Source organism: Pseudomonas sp. GL-B-12, from assembly GCF_019955895.1.
In the GTDB taxonomy this organism is placed as follows: Bacteria; Pseudomonadota; Gammaproteobacteria; order Pseudomonadales; family Pseudomonadaceae; genus Aquipseudomonas.
On record NZ_JAHBCX010000055.1, the window covers coordinates 196669 to 221360 of the forward strand.

Sequence of the window (24692 nt, forward strand, 5' to 3'; positions counted from 1 at the left end):
ACCGCTACGGATGGCACGCGCTCACACTGGATCAAGAGTTTGCCTTTCCAGATTGTAGTCAAGTAACTGCATGAGCCCGAGCGAGACTCATACGCTGCCAAATCAGTACAACCACGGTACAGTACTCAGCTTGAGCAACCTTCTCGGAATTACGCTCAACACCAGTAACGACAGGGCCTCCAGCTATGCCAACCTACGTTCACCTACGAACGACTTCTCTAGGCATATCAGCTCGCCCAGCAACTCATAATCAGCAAGTCGAATTAAGTGAGCTTCTTGGCTAAGTCCTCCGTTTTGGGATGGTAATAGCGCATGAGCATGCGCGTATCCTGATGGCCAGTGATCTTGGTCAGTTCGTGCAGCGGGAAGACTTCCGCTAGGCGCGAGGTTGCCTCATGGCGTAGATCGTGGAAGCGCAAATCCATTAGGAACGGATCGGCCTCGATGCGCTTGTCGATCTTGTCCTGTGAGAGTTTCTTGTGTTTGAGGTGAAGGGACAGACCTTCTGTGTAGGCGTTGCGTGCGTCGGCGATAGCGTTTGCAAATGCTTTAGTGATTGAGTCCGGCCGACTCCGAAAACAGCGACCGTCGTCTCGCTCAGCAAGGTTTTTCAATATGCCTGCTGCCTTGCTGGAGAGGGGGACGCCGCGGGAAGAGCCGTTCTTGGTCATCGGCAGCAGAGCAACTCGCTTGTCTAGATTGACGTTAGCGTTTTGCAAGCCAGTAATTTCACTGCGGCGCATTGCTGTTTCCACTGCGAAGGTCATGATCTTTGGTAGCTCGGTCGAGCGAGAGTAGCGGCAGATCATTTCGAGCTCGTCCACGTGTTCGTACAGCAGCTTCCCACCTTTTTGCGTCCATACATCGGCGCTGAGAATCCGACGCTCGCGTGAGTCGTCAACACTTGGTTGGCGGATGAGTTCGACCGGATTGGTCAGAGACTCCATACGCCACTCTTTACGGGCAATGGTGAATACGTGAGAGATCAAGGCGAGTTCGCGGCGCACCGTGGCTGGAGCCAGGCCCTCTTCGAGGCGACTATCACGGTAACTTGCCATATCGGAGCCACGAATGCTGGCAAGCGAGCGAAGGGCCATTGGATGACGTTGCATAGCCTGGATGCGTGACAGCTCGGATGCACTACTTCGTTTTTTGCAGGTTATCTCTTTGGCGTATAACTCCAAGGCGCTGGCGAAGGAGGTCGCTTCAGCTTCGCTGCGGCTGACGAATACGCCGGCATCCATTTCTCGCTCTATCATGGTCGCCCAGGTTTTTGCCTCTAGCTGGGTATTGAATGTGCGTGTCTGTTGGGGCCACCCTTTACGCCTGATCTGGGCGTGCCATTGGTGAGGGCCTTTCTTCCTAAACGTCGCCATCGCTTTTCGCACTGTGCCAAAAATGTGCCATTAACTTTACAGGAACACCTATGGAAGCCGCAAAGCCCGCGCTAATACGCGAAACCTTCCCCGTCGGCCCTTTGCAGTGCAACTGCACGATCATCGGCGATCCGGTAACGAAAAAGGCCATCGTCGTCGATCCGGGTGGCAATCATGAACTGATCCTGGCGCGTCTCGATGCCTTGGGGCTGAAAGTGGTCAGCATCATTCACACCCACGCGCACCTCGATCATTTCCTGGCTTCCGGCCAACTCAAGGAGAAAACCGGCGCGACCCTGCATCTGCACAAGGAAGACCAGTTTCTGTGGGACAACCTGGAAATGCAGTGCCAGATGTTCGGCGTTCCTTATACCCCGGTGCCGTCCCCGGATCGCTGGCTGGCCGATGATGAAGAACTGGCCTGCGGCTGTGGCGTGGCGCTGCACACCCCGGGTCATACACCGGGCTCCATGAGCTTCTGGTTTTCCGAGGCCAAGCTGCTGATTGCCGGTGATACGCTGTTTCGTCGCGGAGTCGGGCGCACGGATTTGTGGGGCGGCGACCAGGCGACCATCGTGCGCTCGATCAAGCAGCGGCTGTACACCCTCGACGAGGACGCGACAGTGGTGACCGGGCATGGTCCGGATACCCGTCTGGGCGACGAAATGCGCGAGAACCCGTTTGTTCGGGGCTGATTTGTAACATTCGGAATTTTTACCCATTAACATGATCCAACGCCCGCAAAGGCTGATGCCTTGGTCCGTTGCACCACAGAATGCAAAAAAGTAGGAGCTTTACATGTTCACCACGCGTCGTTTGATTATTCTCGCTACGGCTGTGGCCGTTTTGTCCGGTTGTGCCTCGCCTAACCCATACGGCGGTCAGGGCCAGGCTCAGGGCCAGACGGATAGCGGCTCCGAAGGCATGAGCAAGACCGCGAAATACGGTGGCTTGGGCGCTCTGGCCGGTGCGCTGGCCGGTGCTGCGATCAACCACGATAACCGTGGCAAGGGCGCACTGATCGGTGCTGCGGTGGTCGGTGCTTCCGCCGCCGGCTACGGCTACTACGCCGATCAGCAGGAGAAAAAGCTGCGCGCCAGCATGGCCAACACCGGTGTTGAAGTGCAGCGCGAGGGCGACCAGATCAAACTGATCATGCCGGGCAATATCACGTTCGCTACCGATTCGGCGAACATTGCCCCAAGTTTCTATCAGCCGCTGAACAACCTGGCGGGCTCGCTGAAAGAGTTCAACCAGAACCAGATCGAGATCGTCGGCTATACCGACAGCACCGGCAGCCGCCAGCACAACATGGACCTGTCCCAGCGTCGTGCCCAGAGCGTGGCAACCTACCTGACCTCGCAAGGTGTCGGCGGTGCCAACCTGAGCGCTCGCGGCGCAGGTCCCGATAGCCCGGTTGCCAGCAACGGCGACGTCAATGGCCGGGCGCAGAACCGCCGTGTAGAAGTCAACCTCAAGGCGATTCCGGGCCAGCAGTATGGTGCTCAGCAGTAAGGTCAGGTTCAGCAGTACCCTTGATCGTCTGATTGAACCCCAGGCGTAAAAAGGCCCGCCCGATTCTAAACAGATCAGGCGGGCTTTTTTTGTCGTCAGTTCTGGCCCCATCGCGAGCAGGCTCGCTCCCACAGGGGATCTCCTTGGTCGCAGAGGCTGTGTCCGCTGAAGATCAATTGTGGGAGCGAGCCTGCTCGCGAAGAGGCCAGTACAGGCAAAGAAGAATGCATGAAACAAAAAAGCCCCCGGACTAGTGATTGTCCGAGGGCTTTTTGCCATGCGCGAAAGTTGATTACTTCTTCAGGCCGTAATGCTCATCGAGCATGCCCGGCGCGTTCGGGGCTTTCGGTGCGTAGTCGCGAGGCGGTTCCTGATTGCGTGGCGGCGTCAGGCGTTCCCGTGGAGCCTGTGCTGCATCGGCATGCAGGGAAGCCAGCAGGCGTTGGCGAGTCTGTTCGTCCAGGGCCAGACGATTGGCGCCCTCGGCGAGATGGTCCTGCACTTCCTGATAGCTCTGAGTCAGTTTCTTGACCAGTGTCGCGGTGCTGTTGAAGTGGGTCACCACCTCGTTCTGATAACTGTCGAAACGTTCCTGAATATCGTCCAGCTGACGCTGCGTGCGGCTGGGCGCGGCGTTCGGTGCAACGCGAGCGATCAGGAACCCAATGGCGACACCCACAACCAGGGCAAGAGTCGGTAACAACCAAACTAAGAGCGAGTGTTCCACGAGTCCTTCCTCTATAAACGGCTTTGCTTTACGTTAACGGCTCGAACCTGCGCTGTATACCGCGATTCACTCGCAATAGACAGCCACAGACAATTTGCTAGACGAGTCGACCTGATCCGAGGTCACGGAGTTCCTTCCTTGCTTATGCGTGAAACCCCTGTAGTGATTGATGGCCCGGTGGGTCAACTGGAAGCACTGTACCTGGACAACGAGCAGCCGCGTGGCCTCGCGCTCATCTGCCATCCGAACCCGGTGCAGGGCGGCACCATGCTCAACAAAGTGGTCTCGACCCTGCAGCGCACCGCGCGTGATGCCGGTTTGATCACCTTGCGCTTCAACTACCGTGGCGTCGGCGCCAGCGAAGGCTCCCACGACATGGGCACCGGTGAAGTCGATGATGCCCAGGCTGTGGCCGAATGGTTTCGCGCCAGACACCCGGAATTGCCGCTGACCCTGTTCGGTTTCTCCTTCGGTGGATTTGTTGCAGCAAGTCTCGGCGGACGTCTGGAAGCGAAGGGCGAACAGCTCAAGCACCTGTTCATGGTCGCGCCGGCGGTCATGCGCCTGGGCGATCAGGATCAGCTGCCGCAGCACGGCGAACTGACCCTGATCCAGCCGGAAACCGACGAAGTGATCGATCCACAAGTCGTTTACGAGTGGTCCGACAAGCTCGAACGTCCCCATGAGCTGCTGAAAGTGGCAGAATGCGGACACTTTTTTCATGGCAAGCTGACCGATCTCAAGGATCTGATCCTGCCGCGTCTCTCGAATTGATTGCAGTCTGACAAGCGATTACCCATGACGACTCGTACCCGTATCCTCACCGGCATCACCACCACCGGCACGCCGCACCTGGGCAACTACGCTGGCGCCATCCGCCCGGCGATCGTCGCCAGCCGTGACAGCAATGCCGATTCGTTCTACTTCCTGGCCGACTACCACGCCCTGATCAAGTGCGATGACCCGCTGCGCATCCAGCGCTCGCGTCTGGAAATCGCTGCGACCTGGCTGGCCGGTGGCCTGGATGTCGACCGCGTGACCTTCTACCGCCAGTCCGACATCCCGGAAATCCCCGAACTGACCTGGCTGCTGACCTGCGTTGCCGCCAAGGGCCTGCTCAATCGCGCCCACGCCTACAAGGCTTCGGTGGACAAGAACGTCGAGACCGGTGAAGACCCGGACGCCGGCATCACCATGGGCCTGTACAGTTACCCGGTGCTGATGGCCGCGGACATCCTGATGTTCAATGCGCACAAGGTGCCGGTCGGTCGCGACCAGATCCAGCACGTGGAAATGGCGCGGGACATCGGCCAGCGTTTCAACCACCTGTTTGGCCAGGGCAAAGAGTTCTTCACCATGCCCGAGGCGTTGATCGAAGAGAGCGTCGCCACGTTGCCGGGCCTGGATGGCCGCAAGATGTCGAAGAGCTACGACAACACCATTCCACTGTTCAGCAGCGCCAAAGAGATGAAGGACGCGATTTCGCGGATCGTCACCGACTCCCGCGCGCCGGGCGAAGCCAAAGATCCGGACAACTCGCACCTGTTCACCCTGTTCCAGGCGTTCGCCACCCCGGCGCAAGCCGACGAGTTCCGCAGCGAACTGTTGCAGGGCCTGGGTTGGGGTGAGGCGAAGAATCGTCTGTTCCAACTGCTTGACAACGAATTGGGCGAGTCCCGCGAGCGTTATAACCAGCTGATCGAGCGCCCGGCGGATCTGGAAGACATCCTGCAGCACGGCGCGAAAAAAGCCCGTTCGGTAGCGACACCCTTCCTCAACGAACTGCGTGAAGCGGTGGGCCTGCGCTCCTTCGTTGCCCAGACTCAAGTGGCGGCCACCACCAAGAAGAAAGCCGTGAAGGCTGCACGTTTTGTCAGCTTCCGTGAAGACGACGGCAGTTTCCGCTTCCGTCTGCTGGCGGCCGATGGCGAACAACTGCTGCTGTCGCGCAACTTCGCCGACGGTAAAACCGCGGGGCAAGTGACCAAGCAACTGCAAGCGGGCCAGGATCTGGACGTGCGCAGTGAAGACCTGAGCTTCAGCGTCTGGCTGGAAGGCGAGTGCGTTGCCGACAGCCCGGCCTTCGCCGACAGCACCGCACGCGACGCGGCTATCGAAGCCTTGCGCATTGCCCTGACGCCGGTTCAGGAATAAACAACGGTTCGGCCCGACCAAGGGCCGATTGCCATTCCTCGGGGCCGTCGCTACAGTGTCGGCCCGTTTTTGTTGCCTTGCTAACGAATTATGACGCCCCTAGAACGATATCAAGCTGATCTGAAACGCCCGGAATTCTTCCATGACGCCGCACAGGAAACTGCCGTGCGTCATTTGCAGCAGCTGTACGACGACCTGGTCGCGGCCGAGCAAAGCAAGCCGGGCCTGCTGGGCAAGTTGTTTGGCAAGAAGGATCAGACCCCGGTCAAGGGCCTGTATTTCTGGGGCGGCGTAGGTCGCGGCAAGACTTACCTGGTGGACACCTTCTTTGAAGCGCTGCCCTTCAAGGAAAAGACCCGTACACACTTCCACCGCTTCATGAAGCGCGTGCACGAAGAGATGAAAACCCTGGGCGGCGAGAAAAACCCGCTGACCATCATCGCCAAGCGTTTCGCCACCGAAGCCCGGGTCATCTGCTTCGATGAATTCTTCGTTTCCGACATCACCGACGCCATGATCCTTGGCACCCTGATGGAAGAACTGTTCAAGAACGGCGTGACCCTGGTCGCGACGTCGAACATCGTGCCGGACGGTCTGTACAAGGACGGCCTGCAACGCGCGCGCTTCCTGCCGGCCATTGCGCTGATCAAGCAGAATACCGAGATCGTCAACGTCGACAGCGGCGTCGACTATCGTCTGCGTCACCTCGAACAAGCCGAACTGTTCCACTATCCACTCGATGCGGCCGCCAACGAAAGCCTGCGCAAGAGCTTCCGTGCGCTGACACCGGAGTGCACGGCGGCGGTCGAAAATGACGTGCTGATGATCGAAAACCGTGAAATTCGTGCCCTGCGCACCTGCGATGACGTGGCCTGGTTCAACTTCCGTGAACTGTGCGACGGCCCGCGCAGCCAGAACGACTACATCGAACTGGGCAAGATCTTCCACGCCGTGCTGCTCAGCGATGTCGAGCAGATGAGCGTCACCACCGACGACATCGCCCGACGCTTCATCAACATGGTCGACGAGTTCTACGATCGTAACGTGAAACTGATCATTTCTGCCGAAGTCGAGCTTAAAGACCTGTACACAGGTGGTCGCCTGAACTTCGAGTTCCAGCGAACCCTCAGCCGTCTGCTGGAAATGCAATCCCACGAATTCCTGGCCCGGGCGCACAAGCCGTAGGACGATTCGGAAAGTAAAAAAAGGCCTGCGTTTGCAGGCCTTTTTTGTCAGCGCAAATCCTCCGCCCACAGGTTTGTACATTGTTTTGAAGTCAAATGTCTTCGTTGAGATACTGCGCAAGCTCGTGCTGCCGTTGGCAACCAAGCAGCAGCCAAAGCAGAATTCTGGCTTTTCGCGGACATAGAAAACCCGCCATCGATGCCCCCTTGCGGATCAAGTCCATTTCACCACCGCTAAAACCGTAAGAGGATCGTGCGGTGGAGCCGGAGCCGGTTCGGGTCGCAATGATCACGGGGATTCGTTTGGCAATATGCTCAATCATTGTCGCCCAGCGCTGCGAGATGTGGCCGGCGCCGAAACCGCCGATCACCAGCCCGTCGTAATCGAGTACGAGAATATTTTCCAGTAGCAGGGTGTCGGCCGAAAGTGAGGCCTCAAGCAGCGCAACCTTCTGTGTGGTCTGTTGTGGCAACGGTAATACCGTGCGCGGCCCCGGCGGGCGCAGGTAGCGAACACGGTCTTCCAACAGTAGGCCCGCGGGCCCCACGACCGGAGAGGAAAACGCCTGCAATGCCAGCGAATCGGTTTTGCGTACGCTGCACGCTTGATGAATCTGTCCGTTCATCACGACCTGGACACCGCGCTGCCGGCTGTTCTGCGCCAAGGCAACGCGACATGCATCCAGCAGATTGGCCGGTCCATCGGCACCTGGCTGCGCTGCGGAACGCATGGCACCGGTCAGTACCAAGGGGGTGTCGTAGGGCCACAGGTAATCCAAAAACACCGCGGCTTCCTCGAGGGTGTCGGTGCCCTGGGTTATCACGACCCCAACGGCGCCCTGTTTGACCTGAAACTCAGCCCAGGACAATACGTTCAGCAAAAACTCGAAATCCAGGGACGCACTGGGCAGCAGGCCGAGGGTCTCGACGGTCACTCCGGCCAGTGTCGTCAGTTCCGGTATGGAAGTCAGAAGGGCTTCGCCGCTGACGGTCGGGATGACGCCTTCACCGGCATTGCTCGCTTGCATGCTTACCGTGCCGCCAAGTGCCGCGATGGACAGTTTGGGCAGGTCCATGGGATACCTCGCTTGTTTGTAATGAAAAGTGGCTGTATCCGCTTTTGAGGCCGCGATACAGCCGAATGGCTGGGGCATTAATCAGCGATCAAAAAACCGATCAGCGGCACGATCAGCAGTGTGCTGATGGCCATCGACAGTACATTAGCGATGTAGGCGTGCATGTCGGCCGGTAATTTCCTGGCAATCACACAGGCCAGCGGTGGTGCGAGTAATGCCCCCAGCAGTGCACTTGAGACGATAATCTGCCAGCTGCCGCCATAGGCCAGGATCGCCGCGGGCACCACTGAAACCAGCGGGATGTAAGTGGGATACCAGCCGCGCAACATCCATTGTTGACGCCAGATCAGCACGCCGATTGCCGAGGCCAATGCCTGCGCGCCGATGATGTGCAGCAACAGGCCCGATCCGTACGCGGGGCTTGAAGGGTTCAAGCTGTATGCCAGCACTGCACCCAGTATCAGGCCAAGGCTGGCCAGCTCATTGCCGAAGAACGGTGCTTCGGAAAAGTCCGCCAGAATCCGGCGCAGGCTCCAGGTGACGCCATAGTCGGGCGCCTTGGCGGGGGCGATCGAGGCGGGTGGCGTTTCCGACGACCTGGATTTCACCAGGTTCGGCCAATAGCGGCAGAACAGAAACGCCAGGATGCTGGCAACCGCCATGCCCAGCACATTGCCAATCACTGCAGGCAAGGCCAGCGGTTGGCACACGTAGTTGACGATCAACAGGCACATCGGTGTGACGAGTACGGCGCCCATGAGTGCGCCGTTGATCGTGACCCTCCAGCCTCCGCCAAACATGAGCACCATCGCCGCTGGCAGCGAGACGAATGCTACGAATGTGGGTTGCCAGGTTGTGGCTGTCACCGTCCAGCCCCACAGCAGATTGCTCAGCAGCAGCCCGAGCAACGAACTGGTGACCAGCCAGGGCCAAAGTCCCGTTCCATAGGAGATGGCAAACCCTTGCCAGGATTTCCCCGTTCGATTCGCCCAGTAAGCCAGATAAGCGCCCGCCAGCAGGCCGATCGAGGCGAACTCGTGCTTGTAGAAAGCCACCTCGCTGATGTCGCCTAACACCCAACGCAACCAGGCACTCGGTTCGGGTAGCAGCGATACCATGTCGCCGTACCCGGGCCAATGTGCTCCCCAGAAAGTCCGGTTGCTGAAAGAAAGCCAGACGATCAGCAGTGTCGCGCCGATCATTATCAGGACGACGGCTGTATCAATCGGTGATTTACGCGATGGTTGGTTTTTGTCGGTTGTAACTTCCATGCGATAGCCCTCCTGATCAACGTGGGAGGCAAGGGTGTTGGGTGTAGCCGAGCATCTGATCGTAAAGATCGGCTCGGCGATCGCGATGCAGATCGTTCAGGTTGTTCCAGATGGGCGCACTGCGGGAGCTGGTCAGGTCAACATCGGCAAACAGGATTTCCTGCCTGTCTGCCGAAGCCACGGCGCCAATCGGCCAGCCGTTGGTTCCGGCAATCAACGAGCAACCCAGGTAGCGCGCGCCGCGCTCCTCGCCGATCCGGCTGGCGGCAGCGATAAACACGTTGTTGACGTGAGCGGCGGTCATCGTCAGATACGACGCCATGCACTTACCGGCATCGTCGAACAGCGGCGGCGGTGTCCAGACCCAGTTGTTCAGGCTGCAAATGATGTCTGCGCCTTGCTGGGCGAGGATCCGTGGCACTTCCGGGAACCAGATGTCCCAGCAGATCAACAGCCCGATGCGGCCGATCGGTGTGTCGAAAACCGGGAAACCCAGGTCGCCGGGGGTGAACCAGAGCTTCTCCAGATTCCACAAATGGGCTTTGCGGTACTTGCCGATAAAACCGTCTGGTCCCACCAGAACGCCGGTGTTGAAGAGTCGCATGCCGTCGCGTTCGACCAGACCGGCCACGAGGTAAACGTTGTGTTCGCGGGCGAAGTCGATCCAGCACTGCACGCTTGGCCCGTCGGGAACCGCTTCTGCGTGGGCAAAGGCATCCTGTCGATTACTGAAGAAATAGCCAGTATTGGAAAGCTCGGGCAGAACGATGAGATTCGCACCGCCGTTTACCGCTTCAAGTGCCAATTCCAGGCTGCGACGCAGATTACCTACACATTTCTCGATGCCGACTTGTGGATCGAATTGCACGACTGCTACACGAACAGGGCTTGTTGGCTCAGTCATTCCGTCGTTCCTCTTTTTATTGTTCTTCAAGCTGTTAAATGGCGTGTGTATAAAAGGGGTATCAGGAATGGGGTGTAAGTCAGCTACTTCCGTTTAGGTCGTAGTCCTTGTCCTAAAATGGATCAGTGTGATGTTTGATGGCAGTGGGTAGCCGGCGCGAGAGGTAGAGCCATGTATTGCGTGCATGGCTCTGGAACGGGGATGTGATCAGATTTTGAGTTGGTAGTGCGGGTAGTCGCTCAAGGAAAATCCGCCATTGAAGGTCGCGGCGGTTTTGTTGCAGATATGAATCACTGCATCGACAGCACCGCGAAAACATGGCTCCGTCCAACCGGCATCGACGGAAAATGACTCGCCGGACAAATACAAGCCTGATACATGAGCAAAGTCCCGGTTGTACTTCATCAGGCCGACGGCATCGTAGTAGGTGCCCGGTCGGTAAAGCTTGGCACAGCCCAGGGCATTTTTATCAGTGATCCAACGCTGAACCACTGCTTGATCAATGCCGATGTAGGGAGAGATTTTTTCCTGGATGTTGGCAGAGTTCATGAGTATGCGATCCAGCTCTTCGGCGCATTTTGATACCAGCTCCTTATCGCTGAATGAGGCGAGCTTGGTTGCGTCATCTTCCCAGGTATAACTCAGCAGGATGCAGTCATAGCTGTAATTGTCGTTGTAGCGGTAGGTATAGACATCGTGGATAAAACTGTCGGTTACGATGGCTTGTGGGATGTTTTTGTTTTTCGAGAGAAATGATTTTTTCAGCGGTGCAAACACTTTGCAGCTAGTTTCCCAGTGTGCGGTTTTGTAGGCGTTAATCGTCTCGAAAGGCAGCATCTCCCGGGTGAAATTTTCGAGCTTGATTCGAGTTTCAATCAGCCAGGAGGGTAGTGTCATGATGACCGAGTCAAAGTCATCAAATTGCTCCTGGATTTGCTCGGGTTGACTGTGTTTCCAGTTGTAATAGACGCGTATTTTTTGATTGGTCAGCTTTTCCAGTTTTGTGACGGATGAGTCGGTGAGAAGCCCATTGCTTCTTTCTAGGCAATGTTCGTAGATGGACTTTCCGGTTTCTTCGGTTTTCACAAACAGCAGGCATTCGTCCAAAGCGGCGAGGCCGATGTAGCGGGGCCTGTCGAAGCTCTGCCCCATTGAGTCAAAAACGGTTTCGCTATTCAGGTAGGGCGAATCCAGTGGATCGCCGTTTGAGTCCACTCGACCATGGATCAGTTGCAATTGGCTGCTGAAACCGAAAATCGCGGTACGCAGAGGGTAGAGGCAGCAGACGTCGTAAAAAGCTCCCCAGCTACCATCACCTATACCTATCGCGTAAAAAATTGCGGACTCTTGCGCAGACATTCCCATTCCGCCGAAATCTCCGGGTGAGCGGCCATCCCAAGCTTCCAGTGCTGGCATGCTGACCAGGTCGCGGAACGAGACACTCTCGTATTTTTCAACGATAGAAGCCCATATGGCTTCCCATTCCTGGCTCGCATAGAGCTCAGCAACGTGGCGGGTCATGCGATCGGCAAAGGCTTTCCACTTGGAATAAACCTTTTGCAATTCATCGCCGGGAGGCGGTGTGACGCCGTCTTCGTTTTTCCATATCAACATTTGCGACGCCGATCCGCCGCCCATGCTGCCCTCCCGGAGATAGATGCCTGTCGAGTTAACCCATTGGCTACCGGGGTTGGCGAAGTCTGAAAACGCCAATTCAAATTGATTGGCGTAGTAAGCCATCAGCGACCGACCTTCTGTCGGTGGCTCATCCGCCCGGTTGAAGAAGGGCATGCGCATGGCGCCCATTTCAAACGGTGTATGGCTTTCTGCCGAGTTTCGGCTACCGGGAACGGTCAGATGCCTGCCACCGATGCGTCTGGATTGTTCGATGAGAGTGATATGGGTAAAGCCGCAGCGATAGAGTTCTCTGGCGGCGGTCAAGCCTGTGACGCCGGCGCCGATGATGCAGATTTTATGTTGCGGGTCAGTTGCCCTGGCGATGCCGTTTTCCTGTTCTACCAGTGCACGATAGTCAAAGCACAAATCCGGAGGATTGGGAAAGCGAGCCGCCCATTTGTTTTTAGCCGAGCGCTTTGTTCGGGCGGCCTCCTTGGCGATGTATGAAGGGTAGTTGTAGCTTTATCCGATAGTCATGGTTGATCTTCCCTGATGGTGTTTGCAGGGAAGATGTTGAAGTTTTTAAGGGGCTGCGTCTGTGGGCCGGGTTGGGTTCTCCGGCGCTCTGTATTCCGCTTTTTGCGTAGGAAAATGCACAGCGAAAAGAACTGCGTGGCCGGCGCAAGGTTCTATGTGGGAGCGAGCAGGCTCGCTCCCACATTCGGTTGGTGTTTGGCTATGCAGCCTGCTGAAACTGCTGCCGATACTGGTTCGGCGACAACTCCGTATGCTGGCGGAACAGTCGTGCGAAGAAACTCGCATCGTCATAACCAACTTCATAGCTGATGGTCTTGATGCTCTTGCGGCTGCCGGACAGCAAGCCCTTGGCGGTTTCGATGCGCAGGCGTTGCAGGTAATGCAATGGCTTGTCGCCGGTGGCGGTCTGGAAGCGGCGCATGAAGTTGCGGATGCTCATGCCGTGTTCGCGGGCGACGTCTTCGAAACGGAACTTGTCGGCGAAGTGTTCTTCGAGCCAGTGCTGGATCTGCAGGATGATCACGTCCTGGTGCAGCTTCTGCCCGCCGAATCCAATCCGTCCCGGTGAATAGCTGCGCTGCACTTCATACAGAATGTCCCGCGCCACGGCCTGGGACACATTGGCGCCGCAGAAGCGCTCGATCAGGTAAATGTACAAATCGCACGCCGAGGTGGTGCCGCCGGCGCAGTACAGGTTATCGGCGTCGGTCAGGTGCTTGTCCTGATTGAGCTGGACCTGGGGGAAGCGTTCGGCGAAGGCATTGAAGAAGCGCCAGTAGGTGGTCGCTTCTTTGCCATTGAGCAGCCCGGCTTCGGCCAGCCAGAAAACACCGGTGGCCTCGCCGCACAGTACGGCGCCGCGCGCATGTTGCTGGCGCAACCAGGGCAGGACTTGCGGGTAACGCTTGCAGAGGCTGTCGAAATCGTCCCAGAACGCGGGAAGAACGATGATGTCGGCGTTTTCCAGCCCGCCATCCACCGGAATCATCACATCGCTGAAGGTGTTGACCGGTTTGCCATCGGGGCTGACCAGGCGGGTTTCGAACGCCGGTGTCAGGCCCTGGCCCAGCTGTTTGCCGTAGCGCAGGCTGGCGAGGTGGAAGAAATCCTTGGCTTGCATGAGGGTGGAAGCGAAAACCCGGTCGATGGCCAGGATGCTGACGCGCCGCAGGGGCGTGGAGGCTTGGTTAGACATAATTCAACTTTATTTTTATAGGGGGAAGTGGTCACCAGACGGCTGGATCGTCTTATTTTTTGTCGGATGTGTCCAGTGTCCTGTATCGGAAGCGAGGCATAGTCTCTTTAGGTCAACTCCTTCTAAAAACAAAGAAAAGGTGCCGCATGATCCCCAGAACCCTGTTCAGTTCCGAGCACGAGCTTTTCCGCGACAGCGTGCGGACGTTCCTCGAAAAAGAGGCGGTGCCGTTCCATGGGCAATGGGAAAAACAGGGCTATATCGACCGCAAGCTGTGGAACAAGGCAGGGGAGGCGGGGATGCTTTGCTCGCACTTGCCGGAGGAGTACGGCGGCCTGGGGGCGGACTTTCTCTACAGCGCGGTGGTGATCGAAGAAGTGGGGCGACTGGGCCTGACCGGTATCGGTTTTTCCCTGCATTCGGATATTGTGGCGCCGTACATCCTGCATTACGGCAGTGAAGCGCTGAAGCATAAATACCTGCCGAAACTGGTGTCCGGCGAGATGGTCACCGCGATCGCCATGACCGAACCGGGCGCCGGTTCCGATCTGCAAGGGGTGAAAACCACAGCCGTGCTCGATGGCGATGAGTACGTGATCAACGGCTCGAAAACCTTTATCACCAACGGCTACCTGGCCGATCTGGTGATCGTCGTCGCCAAGACCGATCCGAAGGCCGGCGCGAAGGGCACCAGTCTGTTTCTGGTGGAAGCCGATACTCCGGGCTTCGACAAGGGCAAGCGACTCGAGAAGGTCGGGATGAAGGCTCAGGACACCTCGGAGCTGTTCTTCCAGGACGTGCGTGTGCCCAAGGAAAACCTGCTGGGTCAGGCAGGGATGGGTTTTGCCTACCTGATGCAGGAATTACCCCAGGAGCGCCTTACAGTGGCCATTGGCGGGCTGGCTTCGGCGGAAGCGGCACTGCAATGGACGCTGGACTACACCCGCGAGCGCAAAGCGTTCGGCAAGTCGATCGCGGATTTCCAGAACACCCGGTTCAAACTGGCGGAGATGGCCACGGAAATCCAGATCGGCCGGGTCTTCGTCGACCGTTGCCTGGAACTGCACCTGCAAGGCAAGCTCGACGTGCCGACGGCGGCGATGGCCAAGTACTGGGGCACCGACCTGCAATGCAAGGTGCTCGACGAGTGTGTGCAGTTGCACGGTGGTTACGGGTTCATGTGGGAGTACCCGATCGCGCGGGCATGGGCGGATGCGCGGGTGCAGCGGATCTATGCCGGGACGAACGAGATCATGAAGGAGATCATCGCCAGGTCATTGTAGGAGCGAGCTTGCTCGCGATGGTCGTCAACGATAACGTTGAAAGCCTGACACCCAACGGTGTGCTCAGGTTTTTCGCGAGCAAGCTCGCTCCTACAAATGGGGGTTATGGCGCCGGATTCGGGTGATCCTTGTGAATCGCCTCGATCCCTTCCAGTACCTCCTCCGACAATTTCAGATCAAAACTGGCGATGTTGCTCTCCAGTTGCCCCATCGTCGTCGCGCCAATGATGTTGCTGGTCACGAATGGCTGCTGCGTCACGAACGCCAGGGCCATTTGTGCCGGGTCCAGGCCGTGCTCGCGAGCCAGGGCCACATAACGGCTGCAGGCTGCTTCCGACTGCGGGTTGAAATAGCGGCTGAAGCGGCTGTAGAGGCTCAGGCGACCTTTTGGCGGGCGGGCGCCACCTTCGTATTTACCTGACAGGAAACCGAACGCCAGCGGCGAATAGGCGAGCAGGCCGCACTGTTCGCGGATGGCGATTTCCGCCAGGCCGACTTCGAAGCTGCGATTGAGCAGGTTGTACGGATTCTGGATCGACACCGCGCGTGGCCAGCCACGGGCTTCGGCCAGGGCCAGGAAGCGCATGGTGCCCCATGGCGTCTCGTTGGACAGGCCGATGTGGCGGATCTTGCCGGCGCGGACCTGCTCGTCCAGTGCTTCGAGGGTGTCTTCCAGTGGGGTCAGGTTGGCTTCGATCTTGTGCTTGTAGCCCAGTTGCCCGAAGAAGTTGGTGCTGCGCTCCGGCCAGTGCAATTGATACAGGTCGATGTAATCGGTCTGCAGGCGCTGGAGGCTGGCGTCCACCGCTTCGCTGATGTGCTGGCGGTTGTGGCGCAGGTTTTTATCGCGGATGTAATCGATGGTGTTGCCGGGGCCGGCGATCTTGCTGGCGAGGATCCAGTCGGCGCGGTCGCCGCGGCTTTTGAAGTAATTGCCGATGTAGCGTTCGGTGGTGGCGTAGGTTTCGGCCTTGGGCGGCACCGGGTACATCTCGGCGGTGTCGATGAAGTTGATCCCGGCACTCTTGGCCCGTTCAATCTGGGCGAAGGCGTCTGCCTCGCTGTTTTGTTCGCCCCAGGTCATGGTTCCGAGGCAGAGGGCACTCACGTTCAGATTGGTTCGGCCTAGCTGGCGATAGTCCATCGGGTGCTCCTTGGGCAAAACAATCATAAAAGCAGGTTGAATTATTTTTCGCAATCTGCATAATTGCGCACCTCTTTCTGCAGTGGAAGTGATGCGCCGCCGCCGAAGAATCTTGCCGTTGAACGGACGCGCCGACCCGAGCCCCCGAAAGCGTCTGTATCCGGCTGCCTTTGACTTGTCAAAGTACGCACTATTCAGTAAGATCCGCCGTCTAATTTACAGGGCGGCCCCTGAGGCTATAAAGAATGAAAACTTTTACTGCTAAACCAGAAACAGTAAAGCGCGACTGGTTTGTCGTCGACGCTGCTGGTCAGACCCTGGGTCGTCTGGCCACCGAAATCGCGAGCCGTCTGCGTGGCAAGCACAAGCCTGAGTACACTCCTCACGTTGACACCGGCGACTACATCGTCGTAATCAACGCTGAGCAGATCCGTGTTACCGGTGCTAAAACCACTGACAAAATGTACTACTCCCACTCCGGTTTCCCGGGCGGCATCAAGTCGATCAACTTTGAAAAGCTGATCGCCAAGGCCCCTGAGCGCGTGATCGAGACCGCGGTTAAAGGCATGCTGCCTAAAAACCCACTGGGTCGCGACATGTACCGTAAGCTGAAAGTCTATGCGGGCGCTGCACACCCACATACTGCTCAGCAGCCCCAAGAACTGAAGTTTTAACGGAATAGTACATTATGTCGGCGACTCAAAATTACGGCACTGGCCGTCGCAAGACCGCAACCGCACGCGTTTTCCTGCGTCCGGGTACTGGTAACATCTCCATCAACAACCGTTCGCTGGATAACTTCTTCGGCCGCGAAACTGCCCGCATGGTAGTTCGTCAGCCGCTGGAGCTGACTGAGACTGTCGAGAAATTCGACATCTACGTCACCGTGATCGGCGGTGGTGTGAGTGGTCAGGCTGGCGCAATCCGCCACGGCATCACTCGCGCTCTGATGGATTACGACGAGACTCTGCGCAGCGCCCTGCGTAAAGCCGGCTTCGTAACCCGCGATGCTCGTGAAGTTGAACGTAAGAAAGTCGGTCTGCGTAAAGCGCGTAAGCGTCCGCAGTACTCGAAGCGTTAATTCGCTTTCACGTTCAAAAAAAGAACGCCCAGTTTCCTCACGGAGCTGGGCGTTTTTTTATGTCTGCGATTTATCAAAGAATTGCGCTGTGACAACTTGCCACATCCGCAGACGCCCTATACTACAAGGCTTGGGGGTGATGGGCTCCGGTAATTACCTTGTCAGAATTGGGGCTTTTCATTACCATTCGGCAAAATTTTTATAAGTACATAGTTTTACTTAGTAGATGCCTGATTTAACAGGCCACAAAGCTGATGGGAGAGGACTGAATGAGCAATGACGGCGTGAATGCAGGCCGGCGTCGCTTCTTGGTAGCAGCCACATCCGTGGTGGGTGCTGCAGGAGCGGTGGGGGCTGCGGTCCCGTTCGTGGGGTCATGGTTTCCCAGTGCCAAGGCGAAAGCCGCAGGTGCACCGGTGAAAGTGAATGTCAGCAAAATCGAGCCAGGCCAGCAGATGATTGCTGAGTGGCGCGGCCAGCCGGTGTTCATCGTCCGCCGTACACCGGAAATCCTGGGGAATCTGAAGAAGATCGAGGGCCAGCTCGCTGACCCGACCTCCAAGAACTCGACACAACCGACTTACGTTGATCCGGAAACCCGTTCGATCAAGCCTGAGGTCCTGCTGCTGATCGGTATCTGCACGCACCTGGGTTGCTCGCCGACCTTCCGTCCCGAAGTGGCACCTGCGGATCTGGGTAAAGACTGGGTAGGCGGCTATTTCTGCCCTTGCCACGGTTCCCACTACGATCTGGCCGGTCGCGTCTACAAGTCGCAACCTGCGCCTTTGAACCTGCCAGTTCCCCCGCATTCCTATGAGACCGATGAAATTATTATCATTGGCGTCGATACGGAGAAAGCGTGATGAGCAAGTTCATGGATTGGGTTGATGCGCGCTTTCCCGCCACCAAGATGTGGGAAGACCATCTCAGCAAGTATTACGCTCCGAAGAACTTCAACTTCTTCTATTTCTTTGGCTCCCTGGCGCTGCTCGTTCTGGTCAACCAGATCGTCACCGGTGTCTGGCTGACCATGAGCTACAACCCGTCGGCGGAAGAGGCGTTCGCTTCCGTCGAATACATCATGCGTGACGTCGAGTACGGCTCGATCCTGCGTCTGCTGCACTCCACCGGCGCTTCGGCGTTCTTCATCGTGGTCTATCTGCACATGTTCCGTGGCCTGCTCTACGGTTCGTACCAGAAGCCGCGTGAGCTGGTGTGGGTCTTCGGCATGCTGATCTACCTGGCGCTGATGGCTGAAGCCTTCATGGGTTACCTGCTGCCTTGGGGCCAGATGTCCTACTGGGGTGCCCAGGTGATCATCTCGCTGTTCGGTGCGATCCCGGTCATCGGCAACGACCTGACCCAGTGGATTCGTGGTGACTACCTGATTTCCGGTATTACCCTGAACCGCTTCTTCGCCCTGCACGTGGTTGCCCTGCCGATCGTTATCCTGGGTCTGGTGGTGTTGCACATCCTGGCATTGCACGAAGTCGGTTCGAACAACCCGGACGGCGTGGACATCAAGAAACACAAGGACGAAAACGGCATACCGCTGGACGGCATTGCCTTCCACCCGTACTACACCGTGAAAGATATCGTCGGCGTGGTGGTGTTCCTGTTCATCTTCTGCTCGATCGTGTTCTTCTTCCCGGAAATGGGCGGCTACTTCCTTGAAAAGCCGAACTTTGAAGTGGCGAACGCCTTCAAGACCCCAGAGCACATCGCTCCGGTCTGGTACTTCACCCCTTTCTACGCCATCTTGCGTGCGATTCCGGACAAGCTCCTGGGTGTTATCGCCATGGGCGCGGCCATTGCTGTGCTGTTCGTCCTGCCATGGCTGGACCGTAGCCCGGTCAAGTCGATGCGCTACAAGGGCTGGCTGAGCAAGATCTGGCTCTGGGTGTTCTGCATCGCATTCGTGATCCTGGGTGTGCTGGGCGTATTGGCCCCAACCCCTGAGCGTACGTTGCTGTCGCAGGTATGTACCTTCCTGTACTTCGCCTACTTCATTCTGATGCCGTTCTACACCAGGCTCGAGAAGACCAAACCGGTTCCGGAAAGGGTGACTGGCTGATGAAAAAACTATTTGCTGTATTGATGCTTGCTGCGTTGCCAGTGTTCGCTTTCGCAGCTGAGCACGGTGGCCCCGAGCTGGAAAAAGTCGACATCGACGTTTCGGATAAAGCAGCCATGCAGGACGGCGCACGTACGTTCGCCAACTACTGCATGGGTTGCCACAGTGCCAAGTTCCAACGCTATGAGCGTGTTGCCGACGACCTGGGCATTCCCCATGAGTTGATGCTGGAGAAGCTGATGTTCACGGGTGCCAAGATCGGCGACCACATGAGCATCGGCATGCAGCCAGCGGACGCCAAGGCCTGGTTTGGCGCAGCGCCGCCGGACCTGACCCTGGTTGCCCGTGTACGCGGCACCGACTGGCTCTACGGTTACCTGAAGTCGTTCTACGAAGATCCTGCGCGCCCATGGGGTGTGAACAACAAGGTTTTCCCGAACGTGGGTATGCCTAACGTCCTGGCCGGCCTGCAAGGTCGCCAGGTGGTTGGTTGCAAACAGGTTCAGATCGTCGAAGACGGCAAGAAGCAATTTGATCCGTTGACCGGCACGCCATTGACTCATGAAGCGTGCGATCAACTGACCATCGTGCCGAAAAGCGGTGCTCTGACTGAAGAGCAGTTCGATGAGAAGGTCAAGAATCTGGTAACCTTCCTGGCTTACTCGGCTAACCCGGTTAAGCTGCAACATCAGCGCATAGGTACGTACGTATTGTTGTACCTGGCGTTCTTCTTCGTCTTCGCTTACCTGCTCAAGCGCGAATACTGGAAAGACGTGCACTGATAAAGCTTCAAGCTATTGCTGTTAATCGCGCGCGCCCAAGGGCTCCTCTGAAGATGTAGCGAAACTGGTAATCCAGTCGTTACGGGAGGCGCCCTCTGGGCGCGCTCGTTTTTGAGCTTTCGATAATTTCTACAAGCGAGGAGGATCGCCATGGGCGTGACCAATCGGTTGGCCTGTTACTCCGACCCCGCCGACCACTATTCCCACCGAGTGCGCATCGTACTGGCAGAGAAGGGTGTCAGCGCCGAGATCATTTACGTGGAGGCTGGTCGCCAGCCACCTAAACTGATTGAAGTGAACCCTTACGGCAGCTTGCCCACCCTGGTCGATCGCGACCTGGCGTTGTGGGAGTCGACTGTGGTGATGGAATATCTGGATGAGCGTTACCCGCACCCGCCACTACTGCCGGTTTATCCCGTGGCGCGTGCCAACAGTCGTCTGCTGATTCATCGTATTCAGCGTGACTGGTGTGGCCTGGTGGATCTGATCCTGGATTCACGGACCAAGGAAGCAGCCCGCGTTGTCGCTCGTAAAGAGCTGCGCGAAAGCCTGACGGGTGTGTCGCCGTTGTTCGCCGACAAGCCATTTTTCCTCAGCGAGGAACAAAGTCTGGTGGATTGCTGCCTATTGCCAATACTCTGGCGATTGCCGATTTTGGGTATAGAACTGCCGCGGCCTGCCAAGCCGCTGCTTGATTACATGGAGCGCTCGTTTGCGCGTGAGGCTTTCCAGGCAAGTCTGTCTGGTGTCGAACGCGATATGCGCTAAGGCTTAAGGAGCCGCTATGAACTCCAGTCGACCTTATCTGGTCCGCGCGCTCTATGAGTGGATTGTGGACAACGATTGCACCCCGCACATGCTGGTCAATTCCGAGTACCCGTCGGTGCAGGTGCCTCAGGGGTTTGCCAGTGACGGACAGATCGTCCTGAATGTATCGCCACAAGCCGTGCGTCACTTGCACATGGATAACGAGGCGGTCAGTTTCGAGGGGCGCTTTGGTGGCGTGCCGCACACCTTGTACGTGCCAATTGCTTCGATCCTGGGTATCTACGCCCGGGAGAATGGCCAGGGCATGGTGTTCGATCTGGAATCGCCGATGGGCGAGGACGACGAGATCGAACCGGATGACGATCTTCCGCCGCCCGACAGTGAGCCGCCGCGTCCAAGCGGTCGCCCCAGTCTGAAAGTGGTGAAGTAATAAAAAAGGCGATCCAGATGGATCGCCTTTTTTATTGCGCGTGATTGCAGGTCAGTCGATGTACTCGAACAACTTCACAATCTTCTGTACGCCGGAAACGCCTTGTACCAGGTTGGTCGCCTGTGCCGCTTCCTGTTTGGTCAGCAGGCCCAGCATGTAGACAATGCCGTTTTCAGTGACAACCTTGATGCGCGAACCAGGGATGTTTGCATCGGTGAGCATCTGGGCCTTGATCTTGGTGGTCAGCCAGGTGTCATTCTGGCGGGCCAGCAACGAGGAGGGCGGCAGGACTTGCAGTTCGTTGTGCACCTGTTTCACGCGCTGGACAGCGGCGGCGGCCTGTTCGGCCTTGGCCTTGAGGTCTGCGCGTGGCGTTTGCCCGGCGAGCAGCACGACACCGTTGAAGCTGGTGACGACGATATGCGAATCCTTATCCAGGGCCGGGTCGGCCTTGGCGACGTTCACGCCAACCTTGGTGTCGATCAGGGAATCGTCGATCTTGCTGCCCAGTGTGCGAGTACCGCGGTCATCTTCAATCGGTGCTTCACGGCTGGCGGTCACCACCGAGGTGCAGCCGCTGATGCCGAGGCACAGTGTCAAGGCCAGTAGGCCAAGGCGATTAGGGGTCATTCTTCACTCCCGAACAATTGGCTGTCGATCAAGTCGCAAAGGCAATGGATCGCCAGCAGGTGGACTTCTTGAATACGAGCGGTGACGTTGGCCGGTACGCGAATCTCGACGTCCTCGGGCAACAGTAGCGACGCCATGCCGCCGCCATCACGTCCCGTCAATGCTACGACAATCATTTCGCGATCATGTGCGGCCTGGATCGCTTGAATTATGTTGGCCGAGTTGCCGCTGGTGGAGATGGCCAGCAACACATCGCCCGGTTGGCCGAGCGCACGGATCTGCTTGGAGAAGATTTCGTTGTAGCTGTAGTCGTTGGCGATCGAGGTGATCGTCGAGCTGTCGGTCGTCAGGGCGATGGCCGGCAGGCTCGGGCGCTCGCGCTCAAAGCGATTGAGCAGCTCGGACGAGAAGTGCTGGGCGTCACCGGCAGAGCCGCCGTTGCCACAGGAAAGCATTTTGCCTTCGTTGAGCAGGGCGTTGACCATGACCTGGCTGGCTTGCTCGATGTGCGGTGCAAGTACTTCCATCGCCTGTCGCTTGGTGTCGATACTGGCCTGAAAAAGCTGGCGAATTCGGGATTGCATGTCCATCTGTGTGACCTTAAGTAGCGCGGCTGTTCGGCACGTGAACGTGCAGCCCGCAAAGCAAAGAGCAAAAGTGTTGGGTGATAGTGTCCGGTTCGCAATGCCGGCGATCAGCCGTCGAAGGCATTCTGTAGCCAGTTCAACTGATCGAGGTTGCTGTCGATGGCAATCACGTCGAAGCGGCAAGGGGAATTGGCCCAGCGCGGCTCGCGCTGAAGAAAATATTGCGCGGCGAAAATCAGTTTTTGCCGTTTGCGCTCATCGATGCTATCGAGCGCGCCACCCCATTGAGTGTTTTTTCTGTAGCGGACCTCAACGAATACTACTGTATCGCCATCTAGCATGACCAGATCAAGCTCGCCGCGTTTACACAACCAGTTCTGCGCCAGCAGGCGCAGACCCTGTTGCTGAAGATGCTCGAGCGCATGGCGCTCGGCATCCTTGCCGCTTTGCTGGCGTGACCTGTCGGGCATCAGCGAGCGGTGTCCGGCAGGCGCTGAACCTGGCCATTGGCGAACTCGGCCCATGGCAACTGGCGCACGACCCGCTGGCTCTGAGATATGCCAAGGCTGCCCGACTCGCCGTCGATGCGGCTGTCTGGCAGTGACTTGAGCTGGCCCAGGCGTGGCGCCAGACGATAGGCGTCCACACCCATGGCATACAGGCGCCCCAGGCTGCCGGCGGCTTGTGGCCACTGGGCGGTGACCTGGCGGCGCAGTGGATCATTGGCGTCCAGCAACCATGGCGTCTCGCAGAAGCGAATGCCATTCATGTCGTTGTACTGGTTGACGTCACCGCTGGCGCTGAACACGTGGGAGGTGGCGTAGACCGGAACATCGCCTGCGTACTGGAAGTTCAGGGTCGGTTTGATCTGCTGGGCCTGTTGCGGTGTTGCGGCGAGGAAAATGAACTCGATGTCCTGGCGGCGCGATGGTTGGGCAGCGACTTGCGAGCCAACCGTGCTTTGCAGGCTCTTGGCGCGACCTTCGCTCTGACGCAGCTGGAACATGTCGGCAATCTGCTGGGCCAACTGGACCGGCTGATCGACGCGTTCGGTGGCGACGATGGTGCCGCCATTGGCTTGCCAATCCTGGCTGAATGCCTTGAGCACGCGGTCGCCCCATTCACCTTTCGGCACCATGATGGCTGCGCGATGCAGGCCGTCGGCGCGAGCGCGGCGCGACACTTCGCGGGCTTCGTCTTCAGCGGCAAGACCGAACTGGAACAGCTGCGCCGGGCCTTGATCGCCCTCGCTGTAATTCAGTGCCAGGGTGGTGATCGGCAATTGCGGGCGAGAGCTCAGCTGTTTGACCAGCGGCTTCTCCAGCGGGCCGACGACCAGTTGCACGCCATCGGCCTGGGCCTTGCGGTAGAACTCGTCCATGGAAGTCAGGCGCGAGCTGTCATAGAACTCGATGGCGGGTGGTTTCTGCCCGGCCTGTTGGGCCTGGTAGTGAGCGGCCATAAAGCCGTCGCGCAGTGCTTTGCCGACCGAGGCCAGCGGGCCGTCCTGAGGCAGAAGCAGGGCGATCTTGTTCAGGGGCTGGCTGGCCAGTTCCTTGAGTTGGGTCAGAGGCTGCGGCAATTGGATGGCTGCCGGGTGTTTTGGATTCCGCGCGCGCCAGTTTTCAATGGCAGCTTGTTGCTGCTCCAGGGTGCCGGCGGATTTCACGGCCAGCGCCAGGGCCATCCAGCCGCCGAGATCGTCGTTGGTGTTTGGCTGCAATTGATCGGTTGGCAGCGAAGCGATCAGGACCCAGATGGCTTCGTGGTTTTTGCTCGCGGCCTCACCTTTTAGCATCGGGGCGATGAAAATGCGCTCGCGAGCGGCGGCGAGGGTCTGGCCATCGGCTTCAAGTGCGCGGGCGTGAACGGTGCCGGTGCGGACCTGTTGTTCGACGGGCAGTTCGCTCAAGCGTTGCAGGCTCGGATGGCTCAAGGCAGCCAGCGCGGCCTTGGGCTGATTGCGGGTCATGGCCAGCTCCGCCGCCAGAGTACTGGCGAAAACTTGTGGGCCCGGCTTGAGCTGTTCGATCGGAACCTGTTGCAGGATTTGCGCGGACTGGCCGGCATTGCCCTGGCGATAGGCCAGGTCGGCAGCGCTCAGGCGCAGCAGGGCGGCATCTTCCGGTGATTTGCTTTGGGAGGCCTTCTCAAGCAGTTGCTCGATACTGGCGTCCGGTGTCCGTGGAAGTTCGCCAAGGCTGGAGGAGGGCGAGCTGGCGCAAGCCGCCAGCAAGGCAGCGAGGCAGAGGGCAGATAACAGCCGCAGGCAAGCGATCATGTAAGCGTTCCTGATACTCGATCAAATTAGCGTGGAATTGTACCCAAGCACTGGCCGGGGCGCGATGTTACTGGCG

At 58.0% G+C, this 24692-nt stretch carries 25 protein-coding genes; 13 read left to right on the forward strand and 12 right to left on the reverse strand.

What is annotated here, in order from left to right:
• Positions 1 to 263: 263 nt before the first annotated feature.
• On the reverse strand, positions 264 to 1244 hold the full coding sequence (locus KGA85_RS26300; protein WP_223543490.1) for a tyrosine-type recombinase/integrase: 981 nt from the start codon (positions 1242 to 1244) through the stop codon (positions 264 to 266).
• A gap of 182 nt (positions 1245 to 1426) precedes the next feature.
• Between KGA85_RS26300 and KGA85_RS26305 the strand changes: the two genes are divergently transcribed.
• Positions 1427 to 2071 carry an MBL fold metallo-hydrolase gene (locus KGA85_RS26305; protein WP_223543491.1) on the forward strand — a complete coding sequence of 215 codons (645 nt, stop codon included), beginning with the start codon at positions 1427 to 1429 and terminating at the stop codon, positions 2069 to 2071.
• 103 nt (positions 2072 to 2174) lie between these two features.
• The gene (locus tag KGA85_RS26310) at positions 2175 to 2891 is read left to right on the forward strand and encodes an OmpA family protein (RefSeq protein ID WP_223538344.1); all 717 of its coding nucleotides are present in this window, start codon (positions 2175 to 2177) and stop codon (positions 2889 to 2891) included.
• 292 nt (positions 2892 to 3183) lie between these two features.
• Here the strand turns inward: KGA85_RS26310 and KGA85_RS26315 are convergent, their stop codons facing one another.
• A complete protein-coding gene (locus KGA85_RS26315; protein ID WP_007989833.1) occupies positions 3184 to 3618 on the reverse strand; it encodes a YhcB family protein in 435 nt (144 codons plus the stop codon).
• Positions 3619 to 3762: 144 nt separating this feature from the next.
• On the opposite strand from KGA85_RS26315, the gene KGA85_RS26320 reads away from it, so the two are divergent.
• From KGA85_RS26320 to zapE, 3 genes are all read left to right on the forward strand, one after another.
• The gene (locus tag KGA85_RS26320; RefSeq protein WP_223459006.1) at positions 3763 to 4392 is read left to right on the forward strand and encodes an alpha/beta hydrolase; all 630 of its coding nucleotides are present in this window, start codon (positions 3763 to 3765) and stop codon (positions 4390 to 4392) included.
• A gap of 24 nt (positions 4393 to 4416) precedes the next feature.
• The gene (locus KGA85_RS26325; protein ID WP_223458973.1) at positions 4417 to 5772 is read left to right on the forward strand and encodes a tryptophan--tRNA ligase; all 1356 of its coding nucleotides are present in this window, start codon (positions 4417 to 4419) and stop codon (positions 5770 to 5772) included.
• Positions 5773 to 5862: 90 nt separating this feature from the next.
• Positions 5863 to 6957, forward strand: a complete 1095-nt coding sequence (zapE, locus tag KGA85_RS26330; protein WP_223458975.1) for a cell division protein ZapE — start codon at positions 5863 to 5865, stop codon at positions 6955 to 6957.
• A gap of 91 nt (positions 6958 to 7048) precedes the next feature.
• On the opposite strand, the gene KGA85_RS26335 is transcribed toward zapE, so the two are convergent.
• From KGA85_RS26335 to KGA85_RS26355, 5 genes are all read right to left on the reverse strand, one after another.
• Positions 7049 to 8032, reverse strand: a complete 984-nt coding sequence (locus tag KGA85_RS26335; RefSeq protein WP_223458977.1) for an asparaginase — start codon at positions 8030 to 8032, stop codon at positions 7049 to 7051.
• A gap of 77 nt (positions 8033 to 8109) precedes the next feature.
• Positions 8110 to 9303 carry a hypothetical protein gene (locus KGA85_RS26340; protein WP_223458979.1) on the reverse strand — a complete coding sequence of 398 codons (1194 nt, stop codon included), beginning with the start codon at positions 9301 to 9303 and terminating at the stop codon, positions 8110 to 8112.
• A gap of 16 nt (positions 9304 to 9319) precedes the next feature.
• Positions 9320 to 10207: a nitrilase family protein gene (locus KGA85_RS26345; RefSeq protein ID WP_223458981.1), complete on the reverse strand. Its 888-nt coding sequence runs from the start codon at positions 10205 to 10207 to the stop codon at positions 9320 to 9322.
• A gap of 207 nt (positions 10208 to 10414) precedes the next feature.
• A complete protein-coding gene (locus KGA85_RS26350) occupies positions 10415 to 12325 on the reverse strand; it encodes a flavin monoamine oxidase family protein (RefSeq protein WP_223459008.1) in 1911 nt (636 codons plus the stop codon).
• Positions 12326 to 12560: 235 nt separating this feature from the next.
• Positions 12561 to 13481, reverse strand: a complete 921-nt coding sequence (locus KGA85_RS26355; RefSeq protein WP_178120848.1) for a GlxA family transcriptional regulator — start codon at positions 13479 to 13481, stop codon at positions 12561 to 12563.
• Positions 13482 to 13702: 221 nt separating this feature from the next.
• Here KGA85_RS26355 and KGA85_RS26360 point away from each other — a divergent pair, with 221 nt between their 5' ends.
• The gene (locus KGA85_RS26360; RefSeq protein ID WP_160390377.1) at positions 13703 to 14839 is read left to right on the forward strand and encodes an acyl-CoA dehydrogenase family protein; all 1137 of its coding nucleotides are present in this window, start codon (positions 13703 to 13705) and stop codon (positions 14837 to 14839) included.
• Positions 14840 to 14942: 103 nt separating this feature from the next.
• On the opposite strand, the gene KGA85_RS26365 is transcribed toward KGA85_RS26360, so the two are convergent.
• Positions 14943 to 15983 carry an NADP(H)-dependent aldo-keto reductase gene (locus tag KGA85_RS26365; RefSeq protein WP_223458983.1) on the reverse strand — a complete coding sequence of 347 codons (1041 nt, stop codon included), beginning with the start codon at positions 15981 to 15983 and terminating at the stop codon, positions 14943 to 14945.
• A gap of 245 nt (positions 15984 to 16228) precedes the next feature.
• On the opposite strand from KGA85_RS26365, the gene rplM reads away from it, so the two are divergent.
• The 7 genes from rplM (at position 16229) to KGA85_RS26400 (ending at position 21118) form a co-directional block, all read left to right on the forward strand.
• A complete protein-coding gene (gene rplM / locus KGA85_RS26370; protein ID WP_007917032.1) occupies positions 16229 to 16657 on the forward strand; it encodes a 50S ribosomal protein L13 in 429 nt (142 codons plus the stop codon).
• 14 nt (positions 16658 to 16671) lie between these two features.
• The gene (gene rpsI, locus KGA85_RS26375; RefSeq protein ID WP_003228056.1) at positions 16672 to 17064 is read left to right on the forward strand and encodes a 30S ribosomal protein S9; all 393 of its coding nucleotides are present in this window, start codon (positions 16672 to 16674) and stop codon (positions 17062 to 17064) included.
• A 269-nt stretch (positions 17065 to 17333) separates the two neighbouring features.
• A complete protein-coding gene (petA, locus tag KGA85_RS26380; RefSeq protein ID WP_095943480.1) occupies positions 17334 to 17927 on the forward strand; it encodes a ubiquinol-cytochrome c reductase iron-sulfur subunit in 594 nt (197 codons plus the stop codon).
• On the forward strand, positions 17927 to 19138 hold the full coding sequence (locus tag KGA85_RS26385) for a cytochrome b (protein ID WP_008016686.1): 1212 nt from the start codon (positions 17927 to 17929) through the stop codon (positions 19136 to 19138). The genes petA and KGA85_RS26385 overlap by 1 nt, the downstream gene beginning before the upstream one ends.
• The gene (locus tag KGA85_RS26390) at positions 19138 to 19920 is read left to right on the forward strand and encodes a cytochrome c1 (RefSeq protein ID WP_223458985.1); all 783 of its coding nucleotides are present in this window, start codon (positions 19138 to 19140) and stop codon (positions 19918 to 19920) included. The genes KGA85_RS26385 and KGA85_RS26390 overlap by 1 nt, the downstream gene beginning before the upstream one ends.
• Positions 19921 to 20070: 150 nt before the next feature.
• On the forward strand, positions 20071 to 20688 hold the full coding sequence (locus tag KGA85_RS26395) for a glutathione S-transferase N-terminal domain-containing protein (RefSeq protein ID WP_007905304.1): 618 nt from the start codon (positions 20071 to 20073) through the stop codon (positions 20686 to 20688).
• A 16-nt stretch (positions 20689 to 20704) separates the two neighbouring features.
• Entirely contained in the window at positions 20705 to 21118 is a 414-nt protein-coding gene (locus KGA85_RS26400) for a ClpXP protease specificity-enhancing factor (RefSeq protein ID WP_007998247.1), read from the forward strand.
• A gap of 51 nt (positions 21119 to 21169) precedes the next feature.
• Here KGA85_RS26400 and KGA85_RS26405 read toward each other — a convergent pair whose 3' ends face one another.
• From KGA85_RS26405 to KGA85_RS26420, 4 genes are all read right to left on the reverse strand, one after another.
• The gene (locus KGA85_RS26405; RefSeq protein ID WP_046041915.1) at positions 21170 to 21748 is read right to left on the reverse strand and encodes a BON domain-containing protein; all 579 of its coding nucleotides are present in this window, start codon (positions 21746 to 21748) and stop codon (positions 21170 to 21172) included.
• Positions 21745 to 22338, reverse strand: a complete 594-nt coding sequence (locus tag KGA85_RS26410) for a phosphoheptose isomerase (protein ID WP_223458987.1) — start codon at positions 22336 to 22338, stop codon at positions 21745 to 21747. Before KGA85_RS26410 ends, KGA85_RS26405 begins: the two co-directional genes overlap by 4 nt.
• Before the next feature lie 104 nt (positions 22339 to 22442).
• A complete protein-coding gene (locus KGA85_RS26415; RefSeq protein WP_008045939.1) occupies positions 22443 to 22805 on the reverse strand; it encodes a YraN family protein in 363 nt (120 codons plus the stop codon).
• On the reverse strand, positions 22805 to 24616 hold the full coding sequence (locus tag KGA85_RS26420) for a penicillin-binding protein activator (protein ID WP_223458989.1): 1812 nt from the start codon (positions 24614 to 24616) through the stop codon (positions 22805 to 22807). The genes KGA85_RS26415 and KGA85_RS26420 overlap by 1 nt, the downstream gene beginning before the upstream one ends.
• Between the last annotated feature and the right edge of the window lie 76 nt (positions 24617 to 24692).

Bases quoted from the DNA above. Each gene is read 5' to 3' on its own strand.
- KGA85_RS26415 (WP_008045939.1), bottom strand. From the start codon at position 22,805: ATGCCCGACAGGTCACGCCAGCAAAGCGGCAAGGATGCCGAGCGCCAT.
- petA (WP_095943480.1), top strand. From the start codon at position 17,334: ATGAGCAATGACGGCGTGAATGCAGGCCGGCGTCGCTTCTTGGTAGCA.
- KGA85_RS26400 (WP_007998247.1), top strand. From the start codon at position 20,705: ATGAACTCCAGTCGACCTTATCTGGTCCGCGCGCTCTATGAGTGGATT.
- KGA85_RS26310 (WP_223538344.1), top strand. From the start codon at position 2,175: ATGTTCACCACGCGTCGTTTGATTATTCTCGCTACGGCTGTGGCCGTT.
- KGA85_RS26420 (WP_223458989.1), bottom strand. From the start codon at position 24,616: ATGATCGCTTGCCTGCGGCTGTTATCTGCCCTCTGCCTCGCTGCCTTG.
- KGA85_RS26365 (WP_223458983.1), bottom strand. From the start codon at position 15,983: ATGGACTATCGCCAGCTAGGCCGAACCAATCTGAACGTGAGTGCCCTC.
- KGA85_RS26340 (WP_223458979.1), bottom strand. From the start codon at position 9,303: ATGGAAGTTACAACCGACAAAAACCAACCATCGCGTAAATCACCGATT.
- KGA85_RS26345 (WP_223458981.1), bottom strand. From the start codon at position 10,207: ATGACTGAGCCAACAAGCCCTGTTCGTGTAGCAGTCGTGCAATTCGAT.
- KGA85_RS26355 (WP_178120848.1), bottom strand. From the start codon at position 13,481: ATGCAAGCCAAGGATTTCTTCCACCTCGCCAGCCTGCGCTACGGCAAA.
- KGA85_RS26395 (WP_007905304.1), top strand. From the start codon at position 20,071: ATGGGCGTGACCAATCGGTTGGCCTGTTACTCCGACCCCGCCGACCAC.
- KGA85_RS26390 (WP_223458985.1), top strand. From the start codon at position 19,138: ATGAAAAAACTATTTGCTGTATTGATGCTTGCTGCGTTGCCAGTGTTC.
- KGA85_RS26300 (WP_223543490.1), bottom strand. From the start codon at position 1,244: ATGGATGCCGGCGTATTCGTCAGCCGCAGCGAAGCTGAAGCGACCTCC.
- KGA85_RS26410 (WP_223458987.1), bottom strand. From the start codon at position 22,338: ATGGACATGCAATCCCGAATTCGCCAGCTTTTTCAGGCCAGTATCGAC.
- zapE (WP_223458975.1), top strand. From the start codon at position 5,863: ATGACGCCCCTAGAACGATATCAAGCTGATCTGAAACGCCCGGAATTC.
- KGA85_RS26325 (WP_223458973.1), top strand. From the start codon at position 4,417: ATGACGACTCGTACCCGTATCCTCACCGGCATCACCACCACCGGCACG.
- KGA85_RS26320 (WP_223459006.1), top strand. From the start codon at position 3,763: ATGCGTGAAACCCCTGTAGTGATTGATGGCCCGGTGGGTCAACTGGAA.
- KGA85_RS26360 (WP_160390377.1), top strand. From the start codon at position 13,703: ATGATCCCCAGAACCCTGTTCAGTTCCGAGCACGAGCTTTTCCGCGAC.
- KGA85_RS26385 (WP_008016686.1), top strand. From the start codon at position 17,927: ATGAGCAAGTTCATGGATTGGGTTGATGCGCGCTTTCCCGCCACCAAG.
- KGA85_RS26335 (WP_223458977.1), bottom strand. From the start codon at position 8,032: ATGGACCTGCCCAAACTGTCCATCGCGGCACTTGGCGGCACGGTAAGC.
- rpsI (WP_003228056.1), top strand. From the start codon at position 16,672: ATGTCGGCGACTCAAAATTACGGCACTGGCCGTCGCAAGACCGCAACC.
- KGA85_RS26305 (WP_223543491.1), top strand. From the start codon at position 1,427: ATGGAAGCCGCAAAGCCCGCGCTAATACGCGAAACCTTCCCCGTCGGC.
- rplM (WP_007917032.1), top strand. From the start codon at position 16,229: ATGAAAACTTTTACTGCTAAACCAGAAACAGTAAAGCGCGACTGGTTT.
- KGA85_RS26405 (WP_046041915.1), bottom strand. From the start codon at position 21,748: ATGACCCCTAATCGCCTTGGCCTACTGGCCTTGACACTGTGCCTCGGC.